This window comes from Lachnospira multipara ATCC 19207 (assembly GCF_000424105.1).
GTDB classification, from domain to species: domain Bacteria; phylum Bacillota; class Clostridia; order Lachnospirales; family Lachnospiraceae; genus Lachnospira; species Lachnospira multipara.
On record NZ_AUJG01000002.1, the window covers coordinates 249,236 to 269,429 of the forward strand.

The 20,194-nt window shown below is 35.9% G+C and carries 16 protein-coding genes; 15 read left to right on the forward strand and 1 reads right to left on the reverse strand.

Annotation, left to right across the window (positions count from 1 at the left end; all coding sequences use genetic code 11):
- Positions 1-32 precede the first annotated feature (32 nt).
- The 7 genes from G600_RS14935 to G600_RS0103595 all read left to right on the forward strand — a co-directional run bounded on the left by G600_RS14935 (position 33) and on the right by G600_RS0103595 (position 8,865).
- Positions 33-425, forward strand: coding sequence for a hypothetical protein (locus G600_RS14935; RefSeq protein ID WP_051195346.1), 393 nt, complete (start codon positions 33-35; stop codon positions 423-425).
- Between the two features lie 15 nt (positions 426-440).
- On the forward strand, positions 441-3,119 hold the full coding sequence (gene polA, locus G600_RS0103570; RefSeq protein WP_027430704.1) for a DNA polymerase I: 2,679 nt from the start codon (positions 441-443) through the stop codon (positions 3,117-3,119).
- Between the two features lie 14 nt (positions 3,120-3,133).
- Positions 3,134-3,727 (forward strand): dephospho-CoA kinase, encoded by a 594-nt coding sequence (gene coaE / locus G600_RS0103575; RefSeq protein ID WP_027430705.1) that lies wholly within the window; start codon positions 3,134-3,136, stop codon positions 3,725-3,727.
- Between the two features lie 72 nt (positions 3,728-3,799).
- A complete protein-coding gene (locus G600_RS0103580) occupies positions 3,800-6,160 on the forward strand; it encodes a cell division protein FtsA (protein ID WP_027430706.1) in 2,361 nt (786 codons plus the stop codon).
- Positions 6,157-6,951 (forward strand): MBL fold metallo-hydrolase, encoded by a 795-nt coding sequence (locus G600_RS0103585; RefSeq protein ID WP_027430707.1) that lies wholly within the window; start codon positions 6,157-6,159, stop codon positions 6,949-6,951. Before G600_RS0103580 ends, G600_RS0103585 begins: the two co-directional genes overlap by 4 nt.
- Positions 6,952-7,179: 228 nt before the next feature.
- A complete protein-coding gene (locus G600_RS0103590) occupies positions 7,180-7,452 on the forward strand; it encodes an ACT domain-containing protein (RefSeq protein ID WP_027430708.1) in 273 nt (90 codons plus the stop codon).
- Positions 7,453-7,500: 48 nt separating this feature from the next.
- Positions 7,501-8,865, forward strand: a complete 1,365-nt coding sequence (locus G600_RS0103595; protein ID WP_027430709.1) for a PFL family protein — start codon at positions 7,501-7,503, stop codon at positions 8,863-8,865.
- Between the two features lie 711 nt (positions 8,866-9,576).
- Here the strand turns inward: G600_RS0103595 and G600_RS0103605 are convergent.
- Positions 9,577-10,809, reverse strand: coding sequence for a tRNA(Met) cytidine acetate ligase (locus G600_RS0103605; RefSeq protein ID WP_027430710.1), 1,233 nt, complete (start codon positions 10,807-10,809; stop codon positions 9,577-9,579).
- 223 nt (positions 10,810-11,032) lie between these two features.
- On the opposite strand from G600_RS0103605, the gene pta reads away from it, so the two are divergent.
- The 8 genes from pta to smc all read left to right on the forward strand — a co-directional run bounded on the left by pta (position 11,033) and on the right by smc (position 20,109).
- A complete protein-coding gene (pta, locus tag G600_RS0103610; RefSeq protein WP_027430711.1) occupies positions 11,033-12,034 on the forward strand; it encodes a phosphate acetyltransferase in 1,002 nt (333 codons plus the stop codon).
- 132 nt (positions 12,035-12,166) lie between these two features.
- Positions 12,167-13,363 (forward strand): acetate/propionate family kinase, encoded by a 1,197-nt coding sequence (locus G600_RS0103615; protein WP_027430712.1) that lies wholly within the window; start codon positions 12,167-12,169, stop codon positions 13,361-13,363.
- Between the two features lie 188 nt (positions 13,364-13,551).
- Positions 13,552-14,076, forward strand: a complete 525-nt coding sequence (locus G600_RS0103620; protein ID WP_027430713.1) for a YceD family protein — start codon at positions 13,552-13,554, stop codon at positions 14,074-14,076.
- Positions 14,077-14,080: 4 nt separating this feature from the next.
- Positions 14,081-14,263, forward strand: a complete 183-nt coding sequence (gene rpmF / locus G600_RS0103625; RefSeq protein WP_027430714.1) for a 50S ribosomal protein L32 — start codon at positions 14,081-14,083, stop codon at positions 14,261-14,263.
- A 135-nt stretch (positions 14,264-14,398) separates the two neighbouring features.
- A complete protein-coding gene (plsX, locus tag G600_RS0103630) occupies positions 14,399-15,412 on the forward strand; it encodes a phosphate acyltransferase PlsX (RefSeq protein ID WP_034245421.1) in 1,014 nt (337 codons plus the stop codon).
- A gap of 72 nt (positions 15,413-15,484) precedes the next feature.
- Positions 15,485-15,715, forward strand: coding sequence for an acyl carrier protein (acpP, locus tag G600_RS0103635; protein ID WP_027430716.1), 231 nt, complete (start codon positions 15,485-15,487; stop codon positions 15,713-15,715).
- Between the two features lie 89 nt (positions 15,716-15,804).
- Positions 15,805-16,512, forward strand: coding sequence for a ribonuclease III (gene rnc, locus G600_RS0103640; RefSeq protein WP_027430717.1), 708 nt, complete (start codon positions 15,805-15,807; stop codon positions 16,510-16,512).
- Between the two features lie 15 nt (positions 16,513-16,527).
- Positions 16,528-20,109, forward strand: a complete 3,582-nt coding sequence (gene smc, locus G600_RS0103645; protein WP_027430718.1) for a chromosome segregation protein SMC — start codon at positions 16,528-16,530, stop codon at positions 20,107-20,109.
- Positions 20,110-20,194: the final 85 nt, after the last annotated feature.

Genomic DNA, 20,194 nt, shown 5'->3' on the forward strand with positions numbered 1-20,194 from the left:
AAATCCTAAGCAGGGATAAAAAGGAGTCTTATATGAAATGTAAATATTTTCAAAATCAATTCGAAGACTTTGATAAATCAAGATTATCATTTAAAATGAATGAGGATTTTATTAATCATCTAAAAACTTGTCCCGATTGTAGGGAAGAGCTTGAGATATATTACATTGTTAAATATGGATTATCCGATGATGATATAATAGATAATCAAATGAGATCAAAGGAAGAGTTTGCCAACAGGCACGCTTTTCAAAAGCTCTTCGATTCTCTTGATTTTGCAGGCATAGTAGACTTGAAATTAAAGCTTGAAGAGCAAAAACAAGAAAGAATAAAAAAACGCAGAAAGCTTAATCGATATTTCCTAATGACAGTTAATATGCTTATGCTTTTAACTTGTATAATCTGGTTTATCATAAACTATTTGTAATTAATTGGAGGAAAAATGAGAAAAAAAATTGTATTAATAGATGGTCACAGTATCTTAAATAGAGCCTTTTATGGCATACCTGACCTAACAAACAGCGAAGGAATCCACACTAATGCCATGTATGGATTTCTTAATATCATGTTTAAGTTCCTTGATGAGGAAAAGCCTGACTACTTAACTGTAGCTTTTGACTTGCCTGTCCCTACCTTTAGACATGTAATGTATAAGGAATATAAGGGCACAAGAAAGGCCGCAGCACCAGAGTTTAAGCAGCAGGTGCCCCTTATGCAGGACCTACTTAGAAGCATGAATATTAATGTTGTAACTTGCGAAGGCTTTGAAGCAGATGACATTATTGGAACTATTGCAAAGACAAGCGCAAGAGACGGACTTGATGTAGTAATCGTCTCTGGTGATAGAGATTTACTCCAGCTTTGCGAAGAGCATATTAAGATTAGAATCCCAAAGACTAAGAAGGGCGGCACTGAGGTTGAAGATTATTTACCTGAAAATGTTTTCGAGACCTACGGCGTTACACCTCTTGAATTTATTGATGTTAAGGCCTTAATGGGAGATACATCTGATAATATTCCTGGTGCTCCTGGTATTGGCATAAAAACTGCTTGCAAAATTATAGCTGATTATAAAACTATGGAAAATGTGTTTAAAAATTTAGATAAATTAACACCTAAACAAAGAGAAAGTATTGGAAATAACATTGAAGTTTTAAGACAAAGCAAAATCTTAGTTACAATTAAAACGGATGTAGACCTTGGCTTTAAATTAGAGTCAGCAGGCCTTGATGATATGTTTAATGCAGATTCTTATGAGTTATTTAAGCGCTATAACTTTAAGAATATGTTATCTAAATTTGATAAGAATATGCCTCAAAAAGAACTTGAAGTTTACGATAATTTCAAGGAAATTACTGAATTTAACGAGGTGGAAGACATTTTTAATAAAGTAAAGGAAATGGTAGAGAGCGGCAAGCAAATCGGCTTGGCAGTACTTGCAGAAGAAAGTTTATCAGGCATTGCCCTTAGTCTCTCTGATGAGGAGATTTACTATATTCCATGCACTGGTTTTGTGAATGAAAACTACCTTGTAGCAAGACTACGTGAAGCAATCAAGCTAGCAGATGGCAGATTAATTGTTACTTCAGGCTTGAAATCTGTTTTGAAATTTTTGGACACAACAAGTCTTTATGAATACTCAGATGTCCCTGAAAATGCATTCCTTGACTTATCTGTTGGAGAATATTTACTTGCACCAAACAATGAAAGCTACGACTATGTAGCCCTTGCAAGAACTTATATGGACATTAACCTGCCAGCAAGAGCTGAGTTAATTGGTAAGGACAGCTTAGAAAAGGCTAGCCAGACTAATAATGAGAATCTAGTTAAGTACGCTTGCCTACAGTCATACATTTACTTAAAGGTTGCCAATAATATTCTTGATAATTTGAAAAAAATGGACATGTATGACTTATTTATTAATATGGAAATGCCACTAATCTTTGTTTTATACGAGATGGAAAAGCAGGGCGTAAGAGTAGATAAACAGGAATTAATTGACTACTCAGCAGTTCTTGCAGAAAGAATAGAAGACCTTGAGGCAAGCATCTATAAGACTGCAGGAGAGGAATTTAATATTAATTCTCCAAAGCAGTTAGGAGTTATTCTTTTTGAAAAGCTTGGCATGCCAGTAAAGAAGAAGACAAAGAGTGGTTATTCAACTGCCTCTGATGTCTTAGAAGAGTTAGCAGTGGATTATCCAATTGTTAATGATATCCTAGAATACAGACAGTTAGCTAAGTTAAAGTCAACTTATGCTGACGGTTTAACAGAATATATAGGAGAGGATGGTAGAATTCATTCAAACTTCAACCAGACAATTACAGCTACTGGAAGAATCAGCTCTACTAATCCAAACCTACAAAACATTCCAATTAGAATGGAAATGGGTAAGTTGTTTAGAAAGGTATTTATTCCAAGAGAAGGCTTTAGCTTTATTGATGCGGATTACTCACAGATTGAGCTTAGAATCCTTGCTCATATGTCAGGTGATGAAAAGCTTATTGAAAGCTACAATTCAGACGTAGATATTCATAGAGCTACTGCATCTCACGTATTTAACACACCGCTTGAAGAGGTAACTGACCTTCAAAGAAGAAATGCCAAGGCCGTAAACTTTGGTATTATCTATGGAATCAGCTCCTTTGGTTTAAGTAAAGACTTAAGTATTTCACCAAAAGAAGCTAAGCAGTATATCGATCAGTACTTTGAAAGCTACCCATCTATTAAAGACTTTATTGATGGCTTAGTAGAGAATGCTAAGGAAAATGGATACTCAATCACTATGTTTAACAGACGTAGACCTATTCCTGAATTAAAGGCATCTAACTTTATGCAAAAAAAATTCGGTGAAAGAATCGCCATGAACGCTCCAATTCAGGGAACTGCAGCAGATATTATTAAGATTGCCATGATTAGAGTTTATGATGAATTAAAGAAGGCAAATTTAAAGTCACACCTTGTTTTACAGGTTCACGATGAATTATTAGTAGAGGTTGCTAATGATGAAATCGAGAAGGTAAGAGAAATCATTGAAAAGGGCATGAAGGAAGCTGCTAAATTAAAGGTATCCCTTGAAATTGATTTAAATGTTGGTAAAAACTGGCTTGAATGCCATTAATTAAAAGGAATAATATGAAAACAATAGGTATTACAGGAGGCGTGGGGGCTGGAAAGTCCCTCGTCCTTTCTCTTTTAAAGGAAATGACAAACTGCGAAATTTTAATGGCAGATGATGTGGCAAAGTCCATGTATTTTAAGGGAAATAAGGCCTTTGAAGACTTAATAGAATTCTTTGGGGAAGAAATTCTAAATGAGACAAAAGATGCCATTGATACAAGTAAGCTCTCAAAGATTATTTATAATAATCCCAACAAGCGAATCCTTGTAAATAGCATAGTTCATCCCTTAACTAAGCAGGAGATTATAAAGAAAATCACTGAGCATAAGATTAAGGATGACGTGGATTTTTGCTTTGTTGAGGCTGCCCTTTTGCTAGAAGATCACTATGATGTATTTTGTGACGAGACTTGGTACATTTTCGCAAGTAAAGAAACAAGAAGGCAGAGATTAAGAGAGAGTCGTGGCTACTCAGATGAGAAAATCGACAAAATCTTTGAGGCCCAGCTCTCAGAAGAAGACTTTAAAAATAGAACAGACCATACAATAGACAATGATACAAGTATAGAGAATATTAAAGGAAAACTTGCTAGTTTGCTAAATTTATGATATATTAAAAATAATTTAAACGTGAATTTAATATACTAGTTGACCTTACTTTATATTTAGGGGGTATTTGGGATGGAAACACGAATTGGTCTAGACAGCCTTGTTTTCGGGTTGGACATCGGAACAAGAAATGTTGTAGGTGTGGTTGGTTGTGTAGAAAATGACATCTTTAAGGTTGTAGCTATGTCTGAGAGGGAGCATGAGAGCAGATCTATGCTTGATGGTCAGATTCATGACATCTACAAGGTTGGAGAGAAAATCCTTGAGGTCAAAAACGACTTAGAGGCTCAACTTGACACTAAACTTAAGGATGTGTGTATTGCTGCAGCTGGTCGAGTATTAAAGACTATTAATACAAAGGGCATAATGGAATTTGATGAGGAAACAAGAATCACTAAGGATCACGTTTTCTCTATGGAATTACAGGCCATTGAAAATGCACATAAAAAGGTAAACGAAGAGGATGCCGAAGCGAAATTCTTTTGCGTAGGTCATTCCGCTGTAAGATATCTTCTTAATGGCTTTGAAATTAGCAATCTTGAAGGCCATAAGGCAAAGAAGATAGAGGTAGATTTAATTGCTACATTTTTACCAGAAGAAGTTGTAGATAGCTTGTATATGGCTGTGGAGCACGCTGACCTAAAGGTGGCTAGCCTTACTCTAGAACCTATTGCTGCTATTAATATAGCGGTGCCAGAAAACTTTAGACTGCTTAATCTAGGTTTGGTGGATGTAGGCGCTGGAACTTCCGATATTTGCCTAACTAAGGATGGCAGCATTATTGCCTTTGGCATGATTCCTGTGGCAGGAGATGAAATCACTGAAGCCATTGCAAGACACTATCTTGTAGACTTTAAAACTGCAGAGCAGATTAAGATGATTGCAAGCTCTAAGCCAAAGGGACAGGTGAAATTTAAAGATGTCATGGGCATTGAGCAAAAAATCAATGTTTCAGATATTAATAAAGTTGCCTCAGAGCCAATTGGTGAGATGGCTAAGGAAACAGCAAGTCGCATTAAAGAGCTTAATGGAGGCAAGAGCTGTAACGCCGTCTTTGTAGTTGGTGGCGGTGGCAAAATGTCTGGCTACACACAAACTCTTGCTAAGGAGCTTGGTCTTCCAAAGGAGAGAGTTGCAGTTCGTGGGGCAGATGTACTTGAAAGCGTGGATTTTAGCGCGGTTTCTTTCCAGAAAGATTCCCTTTATGTAACACCAATCGGAATTTGCACTAATTTCTATAACCAGAAGAACAACTTTGTCTTTGTTAGCGTAAACGAGTCAAGGGTTAAGCTCTATGACAACAACCACCTAACAATTAGCGATGCCCTTGTTCAGATTGGTTATTCTAATAGCGATGTATTCCCTAAACGTGGTAAGGCCCTTAGTTTCTCAATTAATGGCGTTCAAAGACAGGTTAAGGGTAAATCTGGTGAAGGCGCTATAATTAAGCTAAATGGCAAGCCTGCTAACCTAAATTCTAAGATTGGTCAAAATGCAAAGATTGAAATTAAGAATTCAACTGCCGGTGAAGATGCAAACCTTACACTTAATAAGCTAGAGGAGCTCTCAAGCCCAGTTAAGTTAACTCTTAACGGTGAGCTACTTGAACTTCCAAAGATTGTCTATGTAAATGGCGAGACAAAGCCTGAAGATTACGACATTTTAGAGGGAGATCATTTAAGAGTTGAAAACTATTATACTGTTAAGCAGCTTTGTGACTGTCTTGGCATGAAAGCCCTTGATAACGAAATCTTTGTAAACGGCGAGGAAGCTAATCCTATTACTAAGATTTATTCCGGTGATTCTATTACAGTCTCAAGTTACATTAAGAGTAATGAAAATGCATCAAATCCTGACAATAAGTATCTAACCCTAACAAATGGCTTAGAGGTGGAAAACTATGAAGAGGATATTGAGGAACTAGAAAAGGCTAAGGAGCGTGGCAGAAAGAAGGCTATGCTTGAAGAAGAAAAGAAGTTAAAGGAAGAAGCTAAAAAAAGCATTGACCTTAAAAATATCGATGAATCAAGTATTGGTAAGATGAGTGCTTCCTTTACTAAAAAGAATAAGATTTCAAATGACAAGTTCATGAATGAAATTATAAAAAGCAATACATTTTCAGAAAATATTGCCAAGCCTGGAAATCAGGAAGAATTGGCGCAGGTGGCAGCAGACATGGTTATGGTTGAGAAAAAGTCAGAGATTCCAAATAAAATAACTAAGGGTATCACAATTTTTGTAAATAATGAACCTGTAAAATTATCTGGAAAAAGCGACTATATTTTGGTAGACTTATTTCAGTTCTACGAATTTGATTTGTCTAAGCCAAAGGGAGTCGTAGTTCTAAAACAAAATGGAAATAAGGGTGAATACACAGCTCCTCTAAAGGAAGGAGATAAGATTGACCTTTATTGGGAGGATATAACACAATGAGAATGATGCCAATCGCAAGTGGCAGCAGTGGAAACTGCGTCTACGTTGGCTCTGATAATACGCATATTTTAATTGATGCAGGAGTTAGTCGTAAAAAAATTGAAGAGGGTTTGAATAAAATCGACCTTTCAGTTAAAGATTTATCTGCAATATTCGTAACACATGAGCACAGTGACCACATTAAGGGTATTGGAGTTATAAGTCGAAAAGAGGCTATTCCAATTTATGCAACCCAAGGTACAATTGATGGAATATTAGAGGCTGGTTTAGGAGATATGCCTGAGGGCATACTTAATAGAATCGGCGTTGACATTCCCTTTTACCTTAACGATTTAGTTATTAGACCTTTTGCAATTTCACACGATGCTAACGAGCCTTGTGCTTACAGCATTACTAATGCAAATAAGAAGGTTGCTGTTTGTACAGACCTTGGTTGTTATGATGACTATACAGTTGAGAATTTGAAAGAATCGAACATTTTATATGTAGAGGCTAATCATGACATAAATCTACTTCAGGTAGGTAGTTACCCATATTATCTTAAGCAAAGAATCTTAGGAAATAAGGGACATTTATGTAATGAGTCTTCAGGACAGCTAATTAGTAAGGTTTTACATCCTAATTTAAAGAAGGTAATTCTTGGCCACTTAAGTAAGGATAACAACTACGAAAAGCTAGCCTATGAAACTGTAAAATTAGAAATTGACCAGTCAGAAAACGACTATAAGGCCAGTGATTTTGAAATTGAGGTGGCAAAGAGATTTGAAACTTCAATGTTAAATGTGATTTAAGGTTATATGTAATTAAATGTTGCATTTGATTTAATTTTACATGTTAAATGTACTTTAAAGTAACATTTTCAAAAAGAATAAAAATTAAAGCTTCCGAAATCTTGCAATTATGCGGGGTTTTGGAAGCTTTTTGCTTATCTTAAAATTGACATACATTCAGAAATAGAGTATCTTTAGAGGGATAAAGCTTGCAATTTGCAAGTGTTTAATTTTAAGGAGAATGATTATATGAAGAAGTGTGTAATTACAGTTGTAGGAAAAGATACAGTTGGAATTATAGCAAAGGTATGTACTTATTTAGCTGAGTCTAAGATCAATATCTTAGATATTTCACAGACTATCGTTTCAGGTTATTTTAACATGATGATGATCGTTGATATTGCTAATACAACTAAGAGCTATGATGAAATTTTAGAGAATTTAGACAAGCTTGGCGAAGGAATCGGCGTTTCTATTAAGTGCCAGAAGGAAGAAATCTTCGACATGATGCATAGAATCTAATTCGATTTTTCAAAACACATAAAAACTCTGATAATATAGGAGAAAACTATGATTAATATTATGGAAGTCACTGAGACTAATAAGATGGTTGAGAAGGAAAACCTTGATGTAAGAACTATTACAATGGGTATTAACTTGCTTGAATGTGCAAGTCCAGACCTTAAGTCTACATGTGATAATATTTACAATAAAATTACAACTCTTGCTAAGAACTTAGTAAAGACTGGTGAAGACATTGCTAGGGAATTCGGTGTCCCTATTGTTAATAAAAGAATTTCTATCACACCAATTTCTTTAGTTGGTGGTGCTTGTTGTAAGACAAGTGATGACTATGTTGAAATCGCAAAGACTCTTGATAGGGCTGCACACACAGTTGGTGTTAACTTTATTGGTGGTTATTCAGCAGTAGTTTCAAAGGGTATGACTCGTTCTGATGAGTTACTCATTCGTTCAATCCCAAAGGCTTTAAAGGAAACAGAACTTATTTGTGCTTCTGTAAATGTTGGCTCAACAAAGACTGGTATCAATATGGATGCAGTTAAGCTTATGGGCGAAATTGTAAAGGAAACAGCACATTTGACAAAGGACAACGACTCTATTGGTTGTGCTAAGTTAGTTGTTTTATGTAACGCACCTGATGATAATCCATTTATGGCTGGAGCTTTCCACGGTGTAACAGAAGACGATGCAATCATTAACGTAGGTGTTTCTGGTCCAGGTGTTGTAAAATATGCTCTCGAATCAGTACGTGGTGAGAGCTTCGAGGTTCTTTGCGAAACTATAAAGAAGACTGCCTTTAAGATTACTAGAGTAGGTCAGTTAGTAGCTCAAGAAGCTTCTAAGCGTCTTGGTGTACCTTTTGGTATCATCGATCTTTCACTTGCTCCAACTCCAGCAATCGGCGATTCAGTTGCAGATATTTTAGAAGAAATCGGACTTGAAAGAGCAGGTGCTCCTGGTACAACAGCAGCTCTTGCCCTCTTAAATGACCAGGTTAAGAAGGGTGGCGTTATGGCTTCTTCTTACGTTGGTGGTTTATCAGGTGCCTTTATTCCTGTTTCAGAAGATCAGGGTATGATTGATTCTGTTGAGGCTGGTTGCCTTACAATTGAAAAGCTTGAGGCTATGACTTGTGTTTGTTCAGTAGGTCTTGATATGATTGCCATTCCTGGTGATACAAAGGCTACAACAATCTCAGGTATCATCGCAGATGAGGCAGCTATTGGTATGATCAACCAGAAGACAACTGCTGTAAGAGTTATTCCTGTTGAAGGAAAGGGACTTGGAGAGACAGTTGAATTTGGTGGATTACTTGGATACGCACCAATTATGCCAGTAAATCAGTTTGATTGTTCTGCGTTTGTGAATAGAAAAGGTAGAATTCCAGCGCCTATTCATAGTTTTAAGAACTAGCTGGCTTAAATCAGTTATTAAATAATATAGTTTGATGCTTTCTGTTATGTTTGTGTGACTAACGTACATTGCAGCACAGCCATCAAATTCTCAAAGACACGTTTTCACTAAGCTAATTGCTTAGCGGTACTAATAAAAGGGATGGGTTATTACCCATCCCTTTTAAAGTGCCGAAGCAATTAGAATTGTCTTTTCGAATTTATGTCTGCGCTTCCATTTACCTTACAACAAACCAGACAATAAGATGAAACTTTATAGATATAAAACTGCTTTAATTGCCGATAGAATACTACTAACTACCACACCTTTAGGAATATGTATTACATGAACATTAACATTTAGTATAACTAAATTTTTTGCGACCACGATTAGCAAGATATGACCCCACCACACAACAAGCCCGAGGAACCACTCCGCAGGAGTCAGTTCCGGCGTTTGTGATAAAAGTCAAATATCGGAGTTTACTAATGGGGGGCATTCTCATCCGCAGGGGTGATGCACAATGTAAGTGGAGATACAAGTTCGAAAAGACAATTCTAGCTGCCTCTGTACTTGAAAGGACGTCCCCTTTAGGGGGCTGGACTTTCTTAGTACAGCTAGGCAGCTAGCTTAGCGGGAGCGGGTCTTTGAGAACTTTGTAGCTTCACTGCAATGTCCGTTCTTCTCCCCTTAGTGGCTGAGATAACTCATCCCATTAGTAAAACTCCCTATTTAGTTTTCCTTCACAATTGCCTTCTTAATCTCTCTTTCTGGAATCTTTCCTGTCTTCCTTCCTAGCACATTATTGTACAAATCAGACATATACATTTCTTCCAAAAATTCTTTATTTTCTTTTCCCTTAGAGTTCTTAGTTATTAGTTCTATATCTAAGTCCTTCTTTACGCTAGATAGTAGGGCTTGTCCTTTTTTATCAAAGCCTAACACTTTAATAAAAGTTAATTCTTCCTTTATATCTGTCTTTTTTATTCCTAAAATTATGCAAAAAAGACAGCGGGAGATGCGAGAGTAAGTGTAGGTTTTTGATTTTAGAGCATCTATAAAATCACTAATTTTAAAGGCTCTATTCCAGTTTATAAACTTCGTATAGATAGAGGCTGCTAAAAAATCTGATAGGTCGTTGAATTCTACTAAAGCTTTTATAGCCTCGTCTTTGTTATATTTGCAAAGGTCTAAGAGCTTAAAATAAAGAAGGTCACTAAAGTCATCAATAAAGATTAGTTCGTTCTTATTAAAGCTATCCTCTAAGATATTATAAGTAAATTCATTTGTGTGACCTTTGATTATTTCTATGTCTTTTTTATACAAAGAATTTCTAATGGCTGTGGCGCTTGTAAGATTTTCTTTTATTTCTTCATCATTAAAGTCTTGGCCAAGGCGTTTTATGCCTTCAAAGCTTATGTTGGCCTTGTGTTTTTTGTTATATTTTAAAATCTGTCTAATATATTCAATAGCAAGCACATTGTTGGACTTAGTTGTTTCCTTTGCCAAATTCTCCCCATAAATAGAAGAGAGGGCTAGCATTCTAGCCTTAGGGTAGGAGTAGCCTTCATTAATAAAAGACTTGATGCTTTCACTAAATTCTGGACTTTCGTCGTTTAGTAGGTTAGCGATCTTTACTAGATTTTCAATATTATCAGACTCCATGCCAAAGATTATCTTATCAGCTCCCAGCTTTATTAGACTGTTGATGGAAGCAAAGGCAAAGTAGCTTGCGCTTGATAAGGAAAATTTAGTTGCTATCTGAAGGATGAGATTTACATTTTCAGATAAAGCCATATTCGTTCTTTTATATTTATCTATAATTGCTCCCTCGCCTCTTTGGACAAAATCGCCACTCATGGAAACAATGAGGCTTGCCTCTGGGTATTTAGCCTTGATTGAGTCAAGCAAATACTTGTGTCCGTTGTGGAAGGGATTAAATTCTGCAACTATTCCTATAGTCATAATTAAACCTCTTGTTAAATTTATATAAAATTACAAGTTAATAATATTATTTTTTCTAAAACATGTCAAAATCGTGCTTTTAAAGAGATAATGTTAAAATATTTTCTTGTATTCAAAAAGGAAAAGTCGTATAATTTTTACTAGTGTTCGAAGTGTTTTTGAAACTGGAAATCATCGAACTAATATTAAAAAAACAAAATAATCTAAGGAGGAGTCAGTAATCATGGCATTTATTGACGAAATTAAAGCAAAGGCTAAAGCTGATAAGAAGACTATCGTTTTACCTGAATCTATGGATAAGAGAACATTCGCTGCTGCAGAGCAGATTTTAAAGGAAGGTATAGCTAACTTAATCATTATCGGTACTAAGGAAGAAATCGAAGCTAACAGTGAAGGATATGATATTACAGGTGCAACTATCGTTGATCCTTTCAACGATCCTAACAAGCAGAAGTACATCGACAAGTTTGTTGAATTAAGAGCTAAGAAGGGTGTTACTCCAGAGCAGGCTAAAGAAATGATGGAAAAGGATTACATGTACTATGCATGCCTTATGTGTAAGTGTGGCGATGCTGATGGTGCTGTTTCAGGTGCTTGCCACTCAACAGGTAACACAATCAGACCAGCTCTTCAGTTATTAAAGACTAAGCCAGGTATCTCATCAGTTTCTGGTTTCTTCCTTATGGAAGTTCCTAACTGCGAACTTGGTGAAAACGGTTTATTCGTATTCGCTGACTGTGCTGTTAACCCAGATGTTGATTCTGAGAAGTTAGCTGAAATTGCTAAGTTATCTGCTGAATCATTTGAAACATTTGTTGGTAAGGAAGCTAAGGTTGCTATGCTTTCATTCTCTACAAAGGGATCTGCTAAGCATGACAATGTAGATAAGGTTGCTAACGCTGTTGCAATCGCTCATGAGAAGTATCCAGAACTTACACTTGATGGTGAATTACAGTTAGATGCTGCATTAGTTCCAGAAGTTGGTGAATTAAAGGCTCCAGGTTCTAAGGTTGCTGGTCATGCTAACACATTAGTATTCCCTTCACTTGAAGCTGGTAACATCGGTTATAAGTTAGTTCAGAGACTTGCTAAGGCTGGTGCTTACGGTCCTATCTTACAGGGTCTTTCACTTCCAGTTAACGATCTTTCAAGAGGTTGTTATGCAGAAGATATCGTTGGTACAGTAGCTTTAACAGCTGTTCAGGCTCAGAACGCTGCCAACTAATCTAGATTTAGTCTTATTTTAATTAACTAGATTTTTAAGATATTACTTAATAAAAACTGATCACCGGGAGTTTTACATTGCCTCCGGTGATTAGTTAAGTTATAAATAATTTTTTAAACAAGGAGATTATCAATGAATATTTTAGTTTTAAACTGTGGTAGTTCATCACTTAAGTATCAGTTAATCAACATGGACGACGAAAGCGTTATCGCTAAGGGTCTTGTTGAAAGAATTGGTATCGAAGGTTCAATCCTTACACATAAGCCAACAGGTAAGGATAAGTATGTAGTAGAAACACCTATGAAGGATCATAACATCGCTGTTAAGTTAGTTCTTGACGCTTTAGTAGATCCAGAACACGGTGTAATTAAGTCAACAGACGAAATCGGCGCTGTAGGTCATAGAGTACTTCACGCTGGTGAAGCTTACAAGGAGTCTTGCCTTGTAACTGAAGATGTTAAGAGAGTTATTAAGGAGTGCTTCGATTTAGGACCTCTTCATAACCCAGCTAACTTAATCGGTATCGAAGCTGTTGAAGCTGCTATGCCTGGTAAGAAGAATATCGCAGTTTGGGATACAGCATTTGGTGGAACAATGGAGCCAAAGGCTTACCTTTACGCTATTCCAAGAGAATACTATGAGAAGTATCATGTAAGAAGATACGGTTTCCATGGAACATCTCATATGTTCGTTTCTGGTGAAACAATTAAGTTTGCAGGCCTCAATAAGGACAACGCTAAGGTTATCGTTTGCCACTTAGGTAACGGTGCTTCAATCTCTGCATCAATCGGTGGTAAGTGTGTTGATACTTCAATGGGTCTTACTCCACTTGAAGGTTTAATCATGGGTACACGTTCTGGTGATCTTGATCCAGCTATCCTTGAATACCTTTGCAACCATGAGAATATGACAATCTCTGAGATGTTAAACGTTCTTAATAAGAAGTCTGGTATCTTAGGTATGTCAGGTATCTCTTCAGATTTCCGTGACTTAATCGCAGAAGTTGATAAGGGTAACCAGATTGCTAAGGATACATTAGATGCTTATGCATACAGAGTTGCTAAGTACATCGGTTCTTATGTAGCAGCTATGAACGGTGTAGATGCTATCGCATTTACAGCTGGTGTTGGTGAAAACAACGCTAGAATCCGTAAGATGATCTTAAGCTATTTCAACTACTTAGGTATTGAAGTTGATGATGCAGCTAACGAAGCAGCAGTTGGCGAAACAAAGATGATTTCTACAGCAGATTCTAAGGTTAAGGTAGTAGTATTACCTACTAACGAAGAATTAGCAATCGCTAGAGATACATTAGCATTAGTTAAGTAATTGTCTTATAACTATTAAATTTTATGCTGTAAAGTAATTTTACTTTACATTTTAGAAAATGTTGTTGACAAAAACAAAACATGTGCGTATAATTGACAAAGTGTGAAAAGGCAAGTTATTTCCCTTCACGCCTAGTATATAGGATCGGGTCGTAACTAAGTATTAAAGGTTTCGATAGGAGATTATGTATGCTAATTGATTTAAGAGAACTTTTATCCGGTTCATCTCAAGATTTAACTAAGAATGTTTCCCTTGAAGCGGATACATTTAATAATGGTCTATTTGACTATCCAATAGTTAAGAAGGCACCATTTGATGTTGCTATTAACAAGATAGGAACTAACAAGATTTCTATTAAGGCAGTAACAGATGTAACTTTATCAATTCCTTGTGACAGATGTTTAACAGCTGTTGATACTAAGGTGGATTTAGTTATTGATGAGATAGTTGATTTTGCTGATGACGCTTCGGAAGAAGAGACTCAGATAGAAAAAGACTACATTGATGGATACAACCTCGACGCGGATAAATTATTATTTAGCGAATTGCTTGTTTCCATGCCAGGCAAGACTTTATGTAAGGAAGACTGCAAGGGCTTATGCTTAAAATGTGGTACTAATCTTAATATTAAGGAATGCGGGTGTGACCGCGAAGTTCTGGATCCAAGAATGTCTGTTTTCAAAGATATTTTAAATGAGTTTAAGGAGGTGTAATAGTATGTCAATTTGTCCAAAGAATAAATCATCTAAGGCTAGAAGAGATAAGAGAAGAGCTAATTGGAAGATGAGCGCTCCTAATCTTGTTAAGTGTTCAAAGTGTGGTGCTTTAATGCTCCCTCATAGAGTTTGCAAGGCTTGTGGTTCTTACAACAAGAAGCAGATTATCGAAGTTGAAGCTTAATTCTAGAGCTTAATTTTTATAAAGAGTCCTTTTATAGGGCTCTTTTTTTATTTGTTAAAAAACTCTAAAAGACTTGAAAAATGCGCGTTTTCGTGGTACTTTTAATAAAGTTTAAAAATAAATTCGGAGGAGAATATGATTAAAGTCGCTTTAGATGCTATGGGTGGAGATAATGCTCCAAAGGAAACAGTAAAGGGAGCTATAGAAGCAATTAATGCCGATAGTGACACATTTGTATATCTAGTTGGACTAGAGGATGTTATTAATAAGGAACTTGCAAATTATAAATATAACAAGGATCAGCTTGAAGTAGTAGCTGCTAGTGAAGTTATTGAAACAGGTGAACCACCTGTTATGGCCGTAAGAAGAAAGAAGGATTCTTCTTTAGTTAAGGCTTTATATATGGTTAAGGAAAAGAAGGCTGACGCTTTTGTTTCAGCTGGTAGTTCAGGTGCTATTCTTGTTGGTGGACAGACTATTGTTGGTAGATTAAAGGGCGTTCAAAGACCTCCTATGTCACCACTTGTACCAACTATGAATGGTGTTTTCTTACTTGCAGATGCAGGTGCTAACGTAGATTCTAGACCGGATTTCCTTGTTCAGTGGGCTAAGATGGGCTCTATTTACATGGAGAATGTAGTAGGTGTTAAGAATCCTAGAGTAGCTATTGTTAACGTAGGTTTAGAGGAAGAGAAGGGTAACCAGTTAGTTAAGGAGACATTTCCACTTCTTAAGGCTTGCGATGACATTAACTTTATTGGAAGTATTGAAGCTAGAGAAATTCCTAATGGTGGAGCAGATGTAGTAGTCTGTGATGCCTTTGTAGGTAATGTAATCTTAAAGCTATATGAAGGTCTTGGCGGTGGCTTACTTAAGAAGATTAAGGGCGTTTTAATGTCTAGTCTTAAGACTAAGATTGGTGCTCTCTTAATTAAGAATAAGCTTAAGGAAGAGTTAAAAACTATGGATGCTAGCCAGTACGGAGGAGCACCTTTAGTAGGCTTAAATGGTCTAGTTGTTAAGACTCACGGAAACGCTAAATCTACTGAAATTAGGAACTCAATTCTTCAGTGTGTTAAGTTTACAAAAATGAATATTAATGATAAGATTGTAAAGTCATTAGAGAATATGCCAACAGCTAATGACTAAGCATTTTGGCAAAGCTTTATAGCATGTACGATGCTAATAGAGGGATTTTTATTTTGAAAGGATGTTAATACTATGGAATTCGAGAAATTACAGAAAATTATTGCTGATGTACTTAATGTAGACGTTGACAAGATTAATCTTGATACAACATTTATCGATGATTTAGGCGCTGATTCATTAGATGTTTTTCAGATCATTATGGGAATTGAAGAAGAATTTGATATTGAAATACCTGAAGACGCAGCAGAACAGATTTCAACTGTTGCAGATGCAGTAGAAGCAATTAAGAACGCAACTAAATAATAACTTTATATGATTTAATATAGGACTACTTATTTGTTTAAGTAAGTAGTCTTATTTATTTGTAAAAATATAAAAAGGAAGATGAATTTATGAATACTAATCTGAATGAATTAATGGATATTATTGGCTATAAGTTCAAGGATATCTCATTACTAGAGAATGCACTTACTCATAGTTCATATGCCAATGAAAAGAAACAGCTTAAGATTAAGGATAATGAAAGACTTGAATTTTTAGGCGATGCTGTTTTGGAACTATCAAGCAGTGACTACATTTTCAAAAAATTCACAATGAATGAAGGTAAGATGACTAGACTTCGTGCAAGTATTGTTTGTGAGCCAACTCTTGCACTTTGCGCTAGAGAATTTGGTTTTGAGGAATTTATTAAGCTTGGTAAGGGTGAAGAACTTACAGGCGGTAGAAGAAGAGACTCTATTGTTTCAGATGCACTTGAGGCTTTAATTGGTGCTATTTATCTTGATAGTGATTTTGCTAATGCAAAAGAGTTTGTCCTTGAATTTATTTTAAATGACTTAGACAATAAACAACTCTTTTTTGATAGCAAGACCATTCTACAGGAAGTTGTTCAAGGAATGGGTAAAGAGGTTAGCTATTCTCTAATTAGAGAAGAAGGACCAGAGCATAATAAGACTTTTGTTGTGGAAGTTAAAGTAGAGGGCTTAATTGAGATTGAAGGAAGCGGACACAATAAGAAGAATGCTCAGGCTAACGCCGCCTATAAAGCTTTAGTAGAGCTTAAAAACAAAGGGATAGAAATTAAAGATGTATTAAAGTAACTAAAGGGAGATTTTATGTATTTAAAGAGTATTGAGGTACAAGGATTTAAGTCCTTTGCCAATAAAATCGTTTTTGATTTTGATAACGGTATTACTGGTATTGTAGGACCTAATGGTTCTGGTAAAAGTAATGTTGCTGATGCTGTAAGATGGGTTTTAGGTGAACAGTCAGCTAAGCAACTTCGTGGTTCTAAGATGGAGGATGTTATCTTTGCTGGAACACAAAACAGAAAGCCTGTGGGCTTTGCGTATGTATCAATTACGCTTGATAATTCAGATCATGCACTAGCAGTTGATTATGATGAAGTAACTGTAAGCAGACGAGTTTATAGATCTGGCGAGAGCGAATATCTAATTAATGGTAATGCGTGTAGATTAAAGGATGTTACTGAACTTTTTTATGATACAGGTATTGGTAAAGAAGGCTACTCAATTATCGGACAGGGTCAGATTGATAAGATCCTTTCTGGTAAGCCTGAGGAGAGAAGAGAACTATTTGATGAAGCAGCAGGTATTGTAAAGTTTAAGAGAAGAAAAGCTGCCGCAATTAAGAAGCTAGAAAGTGAGAGAGCTAATTTAGTCAGAGTTAATGATATTTTATCTGAGCTTGAAAAGCAGGTAGGACCTTTAAAGGTGCAGTCTAATAAGGCTAAGGAATACCTTAATTTAAAGACTGATTTAAAGAATTACGATGTCAATGCCTTCCTCTTAGAGACAGACAGAATCCGTAATGATTTAGCTGCCTTAGATGAGAAGATTTCTATTGCTGATGGTGACCTTTCAAAGGCCAATGGCGAATACGAAACAATTAAGTCAGAATATGAGCAGGCTGAAAGTCAGTTAGAGGCAATTAATGCTCAGATTGAAGAAACTAATAATACAAAGTCTGAGACAGAACTTGAAAAGCAAAAGCTTGAGGGCACAATTAATGTCTATAGCGAGCAGATTAAGACTTTCAATAACAATAACGAACTTCACTCAGAAAGACTTACAAAGATCACTGAGGAGATTGCATCAAAAAACGAAGCAATAGCTAAAGCTGAAGCTGATTATCAGGCTATTAAAAATGATATGACAGGCCACGATGATAGACTAGAAGAGATCAACAAGCAAAGCGAGGAAATTAAGGAAAAGATTTCTTCTGTAGAGACTAAGATTGATGAGAAGAACCAGTCTATTATGGATGCCTTAAATGAGAAGTCTTCTATTAATGCTGAGAATCAGAAGTACGTTACTATGCTTGAGAACTTAAGCATTAAAAAGGCAGAGCTTTCAAGTAAGGTAATTAAAGATAAGTCTGATGAAGCTAGCCAGAAAAAGCTTATTGATTCTTATTCTAACGAGCTTTTATCAGTTGATGAAGAATATAATGAATTAAACGATAAATTAGTTAAGAATAATGAAGAAATTACTAATATTAAAAATGCTAACACAGATTTAAATCTTCAAATTGAAAAATTAACTAGTAAATATCATAGAGAGAAATCAAGACTGGAATCCTTAATTAATATTACTGAGCGTTATGATGGTTACGGTAACTCAATTCGTGAAATCATGAAGCTTAAGGATAAGAAGCCAGGTATTCTTGGTGTTATTGCAGATATTATTAAGGTTGAGCGTTCTTATGAAGTAGCAATTGAAACAGCCCTTGGCGGAACTATTCAGAATATCGTTACAGACAAGGAAGAAACTGCTAAAGACTTGATTGCTCACTTAAAAGAAAACCGTTTGGGTAGAGCTACATTTTTACCATTAAACGCTATTAAGGCAAGAGATACCCTTGAAAAGGATAATTGCATTAAGGAAGAGGGCGTTATTGGCGTAGCTTCTAACTTAGTTAGAGTTTCCTTTGAATATGAGAATCTTGCTAAGTATTTACTTGGTAGAATCTTAGTTGTAGATAATATTAACAATGCTCTTGCCATTGCAAGAAAGTATAGATATTCCCTTAGAATCGTAACTCTTGAAGGTGAACAGCTAAATCCAGGTGGTTCAATGACTGGTGGTGCTTTCAAGAATTCAAGCAACTTGCTTGGACGTAGAAGAGAAATCGAAGAGTTAAAGCAAAGTGTTAATGAGACTTCTAAAGCTGGCGTTGAGCTTAAGAATCAGGTTAGCGATAACAGAGCTAAGATTGCTGAAATTAGAACTGATAACGAAAGCTTAACAAAGGATTTAAGAGATGTTACTTTAAGAAAGAACACAATTCAGGTTAACTTAAATCAGGAGAAGGCTAAGTTAAAGTCAATCCTTGAGTTAGTTGCAAAGGATAGCATGGAAATTAAGATGGCGGATGAAGAAATCCAGAAGATTAATGAAAGCAAGTCCCTTGTTTCTAACAACTTAGATGAACTTGATAATCAGAATGAGAAGTCTAAGGAAGAGATTGAGAGCTTAAATAAGTTCCTTGACGAGTTAAAGGAAGAAGAAGTTAAGATTTCTGTTAAGCTAGAAAATGTAAAGCTACAGCATAGCAGCTACAGCCAGAAGATAAGCTACATCGAAGAGACTATCCTTCGTCTTAACGAAGAAGTTAAAAAGCTTATTGTGGAAGAGGCAGAAATCAAGAATAAGATTAAACAGACTGAAACTGAAATTATTAATAAGAATAAGGACATTTCAGATGTTAAGAAGTCTATGAATCTTGCTGACTTTAGAATTAAGGAATCTAACGAAAAGATTGAGAAGTTAAGACTTGAGCGTGACGAGATTTCAAAGACTCACAAGTCATCCTTTGATAAGAGAGATGAGATTAATAATCGAATCGTCTTACTTGAAAAGGAAAGCATGCGTCTTCATAACCAGCATGAAAAGCTCGATGAATCTAATGATACATTAGTAGATTACATGTGGAATGAATATGAGTTAACTTATAGTTATGCTCTTGAACTAAGAAACGAAGAACTTACTGATCTATCTAATATTAGAAAGCAGATTAACATTTTAAAATCCGCAATTAAAAAGCTCGGTGATGTAAATGTTAATGCCATTGAAGAATACAAAGGCGTTTCAGAACGTTACGAATTCTTAAAGGGCCAGCATGATGATATGATTGAAGCTGAAAATGCACTTATGCAGGTTATTGATGAACTTGATAGCGGCATGAGAACTCAGTTTACAGCTAAGTTTGAAGAAATTAAGAAGGAATTCGACCAGGTATTTAAGGAATTATTTGGCGGTGGAAAGGGTACAATCGAACTTGTAGAAGGTGAGGATATCCTTGAAGCAGGCATTACAATTATTTCTCAGCCACCTGGAAAGAAATTACAGAATATGATGCAGTTATCTGGTGGTGAAAAGGCTCTTACAGCCATTGCGCTTTTATTTGCGATTCAGAACCTAAAGCCATCTCCATTCTGTCTACTTGATGAAATTGAGGCCGCTCTTGATGACTCAAATGTAGGAAGATACGCAAACTACCTACATAAGTTAACAAAGCATACTCAGTTTATTGTCATTACACATAGACGTGGTACTATGGCAGCTGCAGATAGACTCTTTGGTATTACAATGCAGGAAAAGGGTGTATCAACTCTTGTTTCTGTTGACTTAATTGATAAAGAACTAGATAAAGATAAGCAGGTAAAAACTGCCTAGAAATTTTAGTTAAGCCTATATTTTTACTAGTATGGAAGTACATGCATTAGAGGCGGCTTCTATGAAGTCGCTACATTTGATTAGT

Bases quoted from the DNA above. Each gene is read 5' to 3' on its own strand.
- G600_RS14935 (WP_051195346.1), top strand. From the start codon at position 33: ATGAAATGTAAATATTTTCAAAATCAATTCGAAGACTTTGATAAATCA.
- polA (WP_027430704.1), top strand. From the start codon at position 441: ATGAGAAAAAAAATTGTATTAATAGATGGTCACAGTATCTTAAATAGA.
- coaE (WP_027430705.1), top strand. From the start codon at position 3,134: ATGAAAACAATAGGTATTACAGGAGGCGTGGGGGCTGGAAAGTCCCTC.
- G600_RS0103580 (WP_027430706.1), top strand. From the start codon at position 3,800: ATGGAAACACGAATTGGTCTAGACAGCCTTGTTTTCGGGTTGGACATC.
- G600_RS0103585 (WP_027430707.1), top strand. From the start codon at position 6,157: ATGAGAATGATGCCAATCGCAAGTGGCAGCAGTGGAAACTGCGTCTAC.
- G600_RS0103590 (WP_027430708.1), top strand. From the start codon at position 7,180: ATGAAGAAGTGTGTAATTACAGTTGTAGGAAAAGATACAGTTGGAATT.
- G600_RS0103595 (WP_027430709.1), top strand. From the start codon at position 7,501: ATGATTAATATTATGGAAGTCACTGAGACTAATAAGATGGTTGAGAAG.
- G600_RS0103605 (WP_027430710.1), bottom strand. From the start codon at position 10,809: ATGACTATAGGAATAGTTGCAGAATTTAATCCCTTCCACAACGGACAC.
- pta (WP_027430711.1), top strand. From the start codon at position 11,033: ATGGCATTTATTGACGAAATTAAAGCAAAGGCTAAAGCTGATAAGAAG.
- G600_RS0103615 (WP_027430712.1), top strand. From the start codon at position 12,167: ATGAATATTTTAGTTTTAAACTGTGGTAGTTCATCACTTAAGTATCAG.
- G600_RS0103620 (WP_027430713.1), top strand. From the start codon at position 13,552: ATGCTAATTGATTTAAGAGAACTTTTATCCGGTTCATCTCAAGATTTA.
- rpmF (WP_027430714.1), top strand. From the start codon at position 14,081: ATGTCAATTTGTCCAAAGAATAAATCATCTAAGGCTAGAAGAGATAAG.
- plsX (WP_034245421.1), top strand. From the start codon at position 14,399: ATGATTAAAGTCGCTTTAGATGCTATGGGTGGAGATAATGCTCCAAAG.
- acpP (WP_027430716.1), top strand. From the start codon at position 15,485: ATGGAATTCGAGAAATTACAGAAAATTATTGCTGATGTACTTAATGTA.
- rnc (WP_027430717.1), top strand. From the start codon at position 15,805: ATGAATACTAATCTGAATGAATTAATGGATATTATTGGCTATAAGTTC.
- smc (WP_027430718.1), top strand. From the start codon at position 16,528: ATGTATTTAAAGAGTATTGAGGTACAAGGATTTAAGTCCTTTGCCAAT.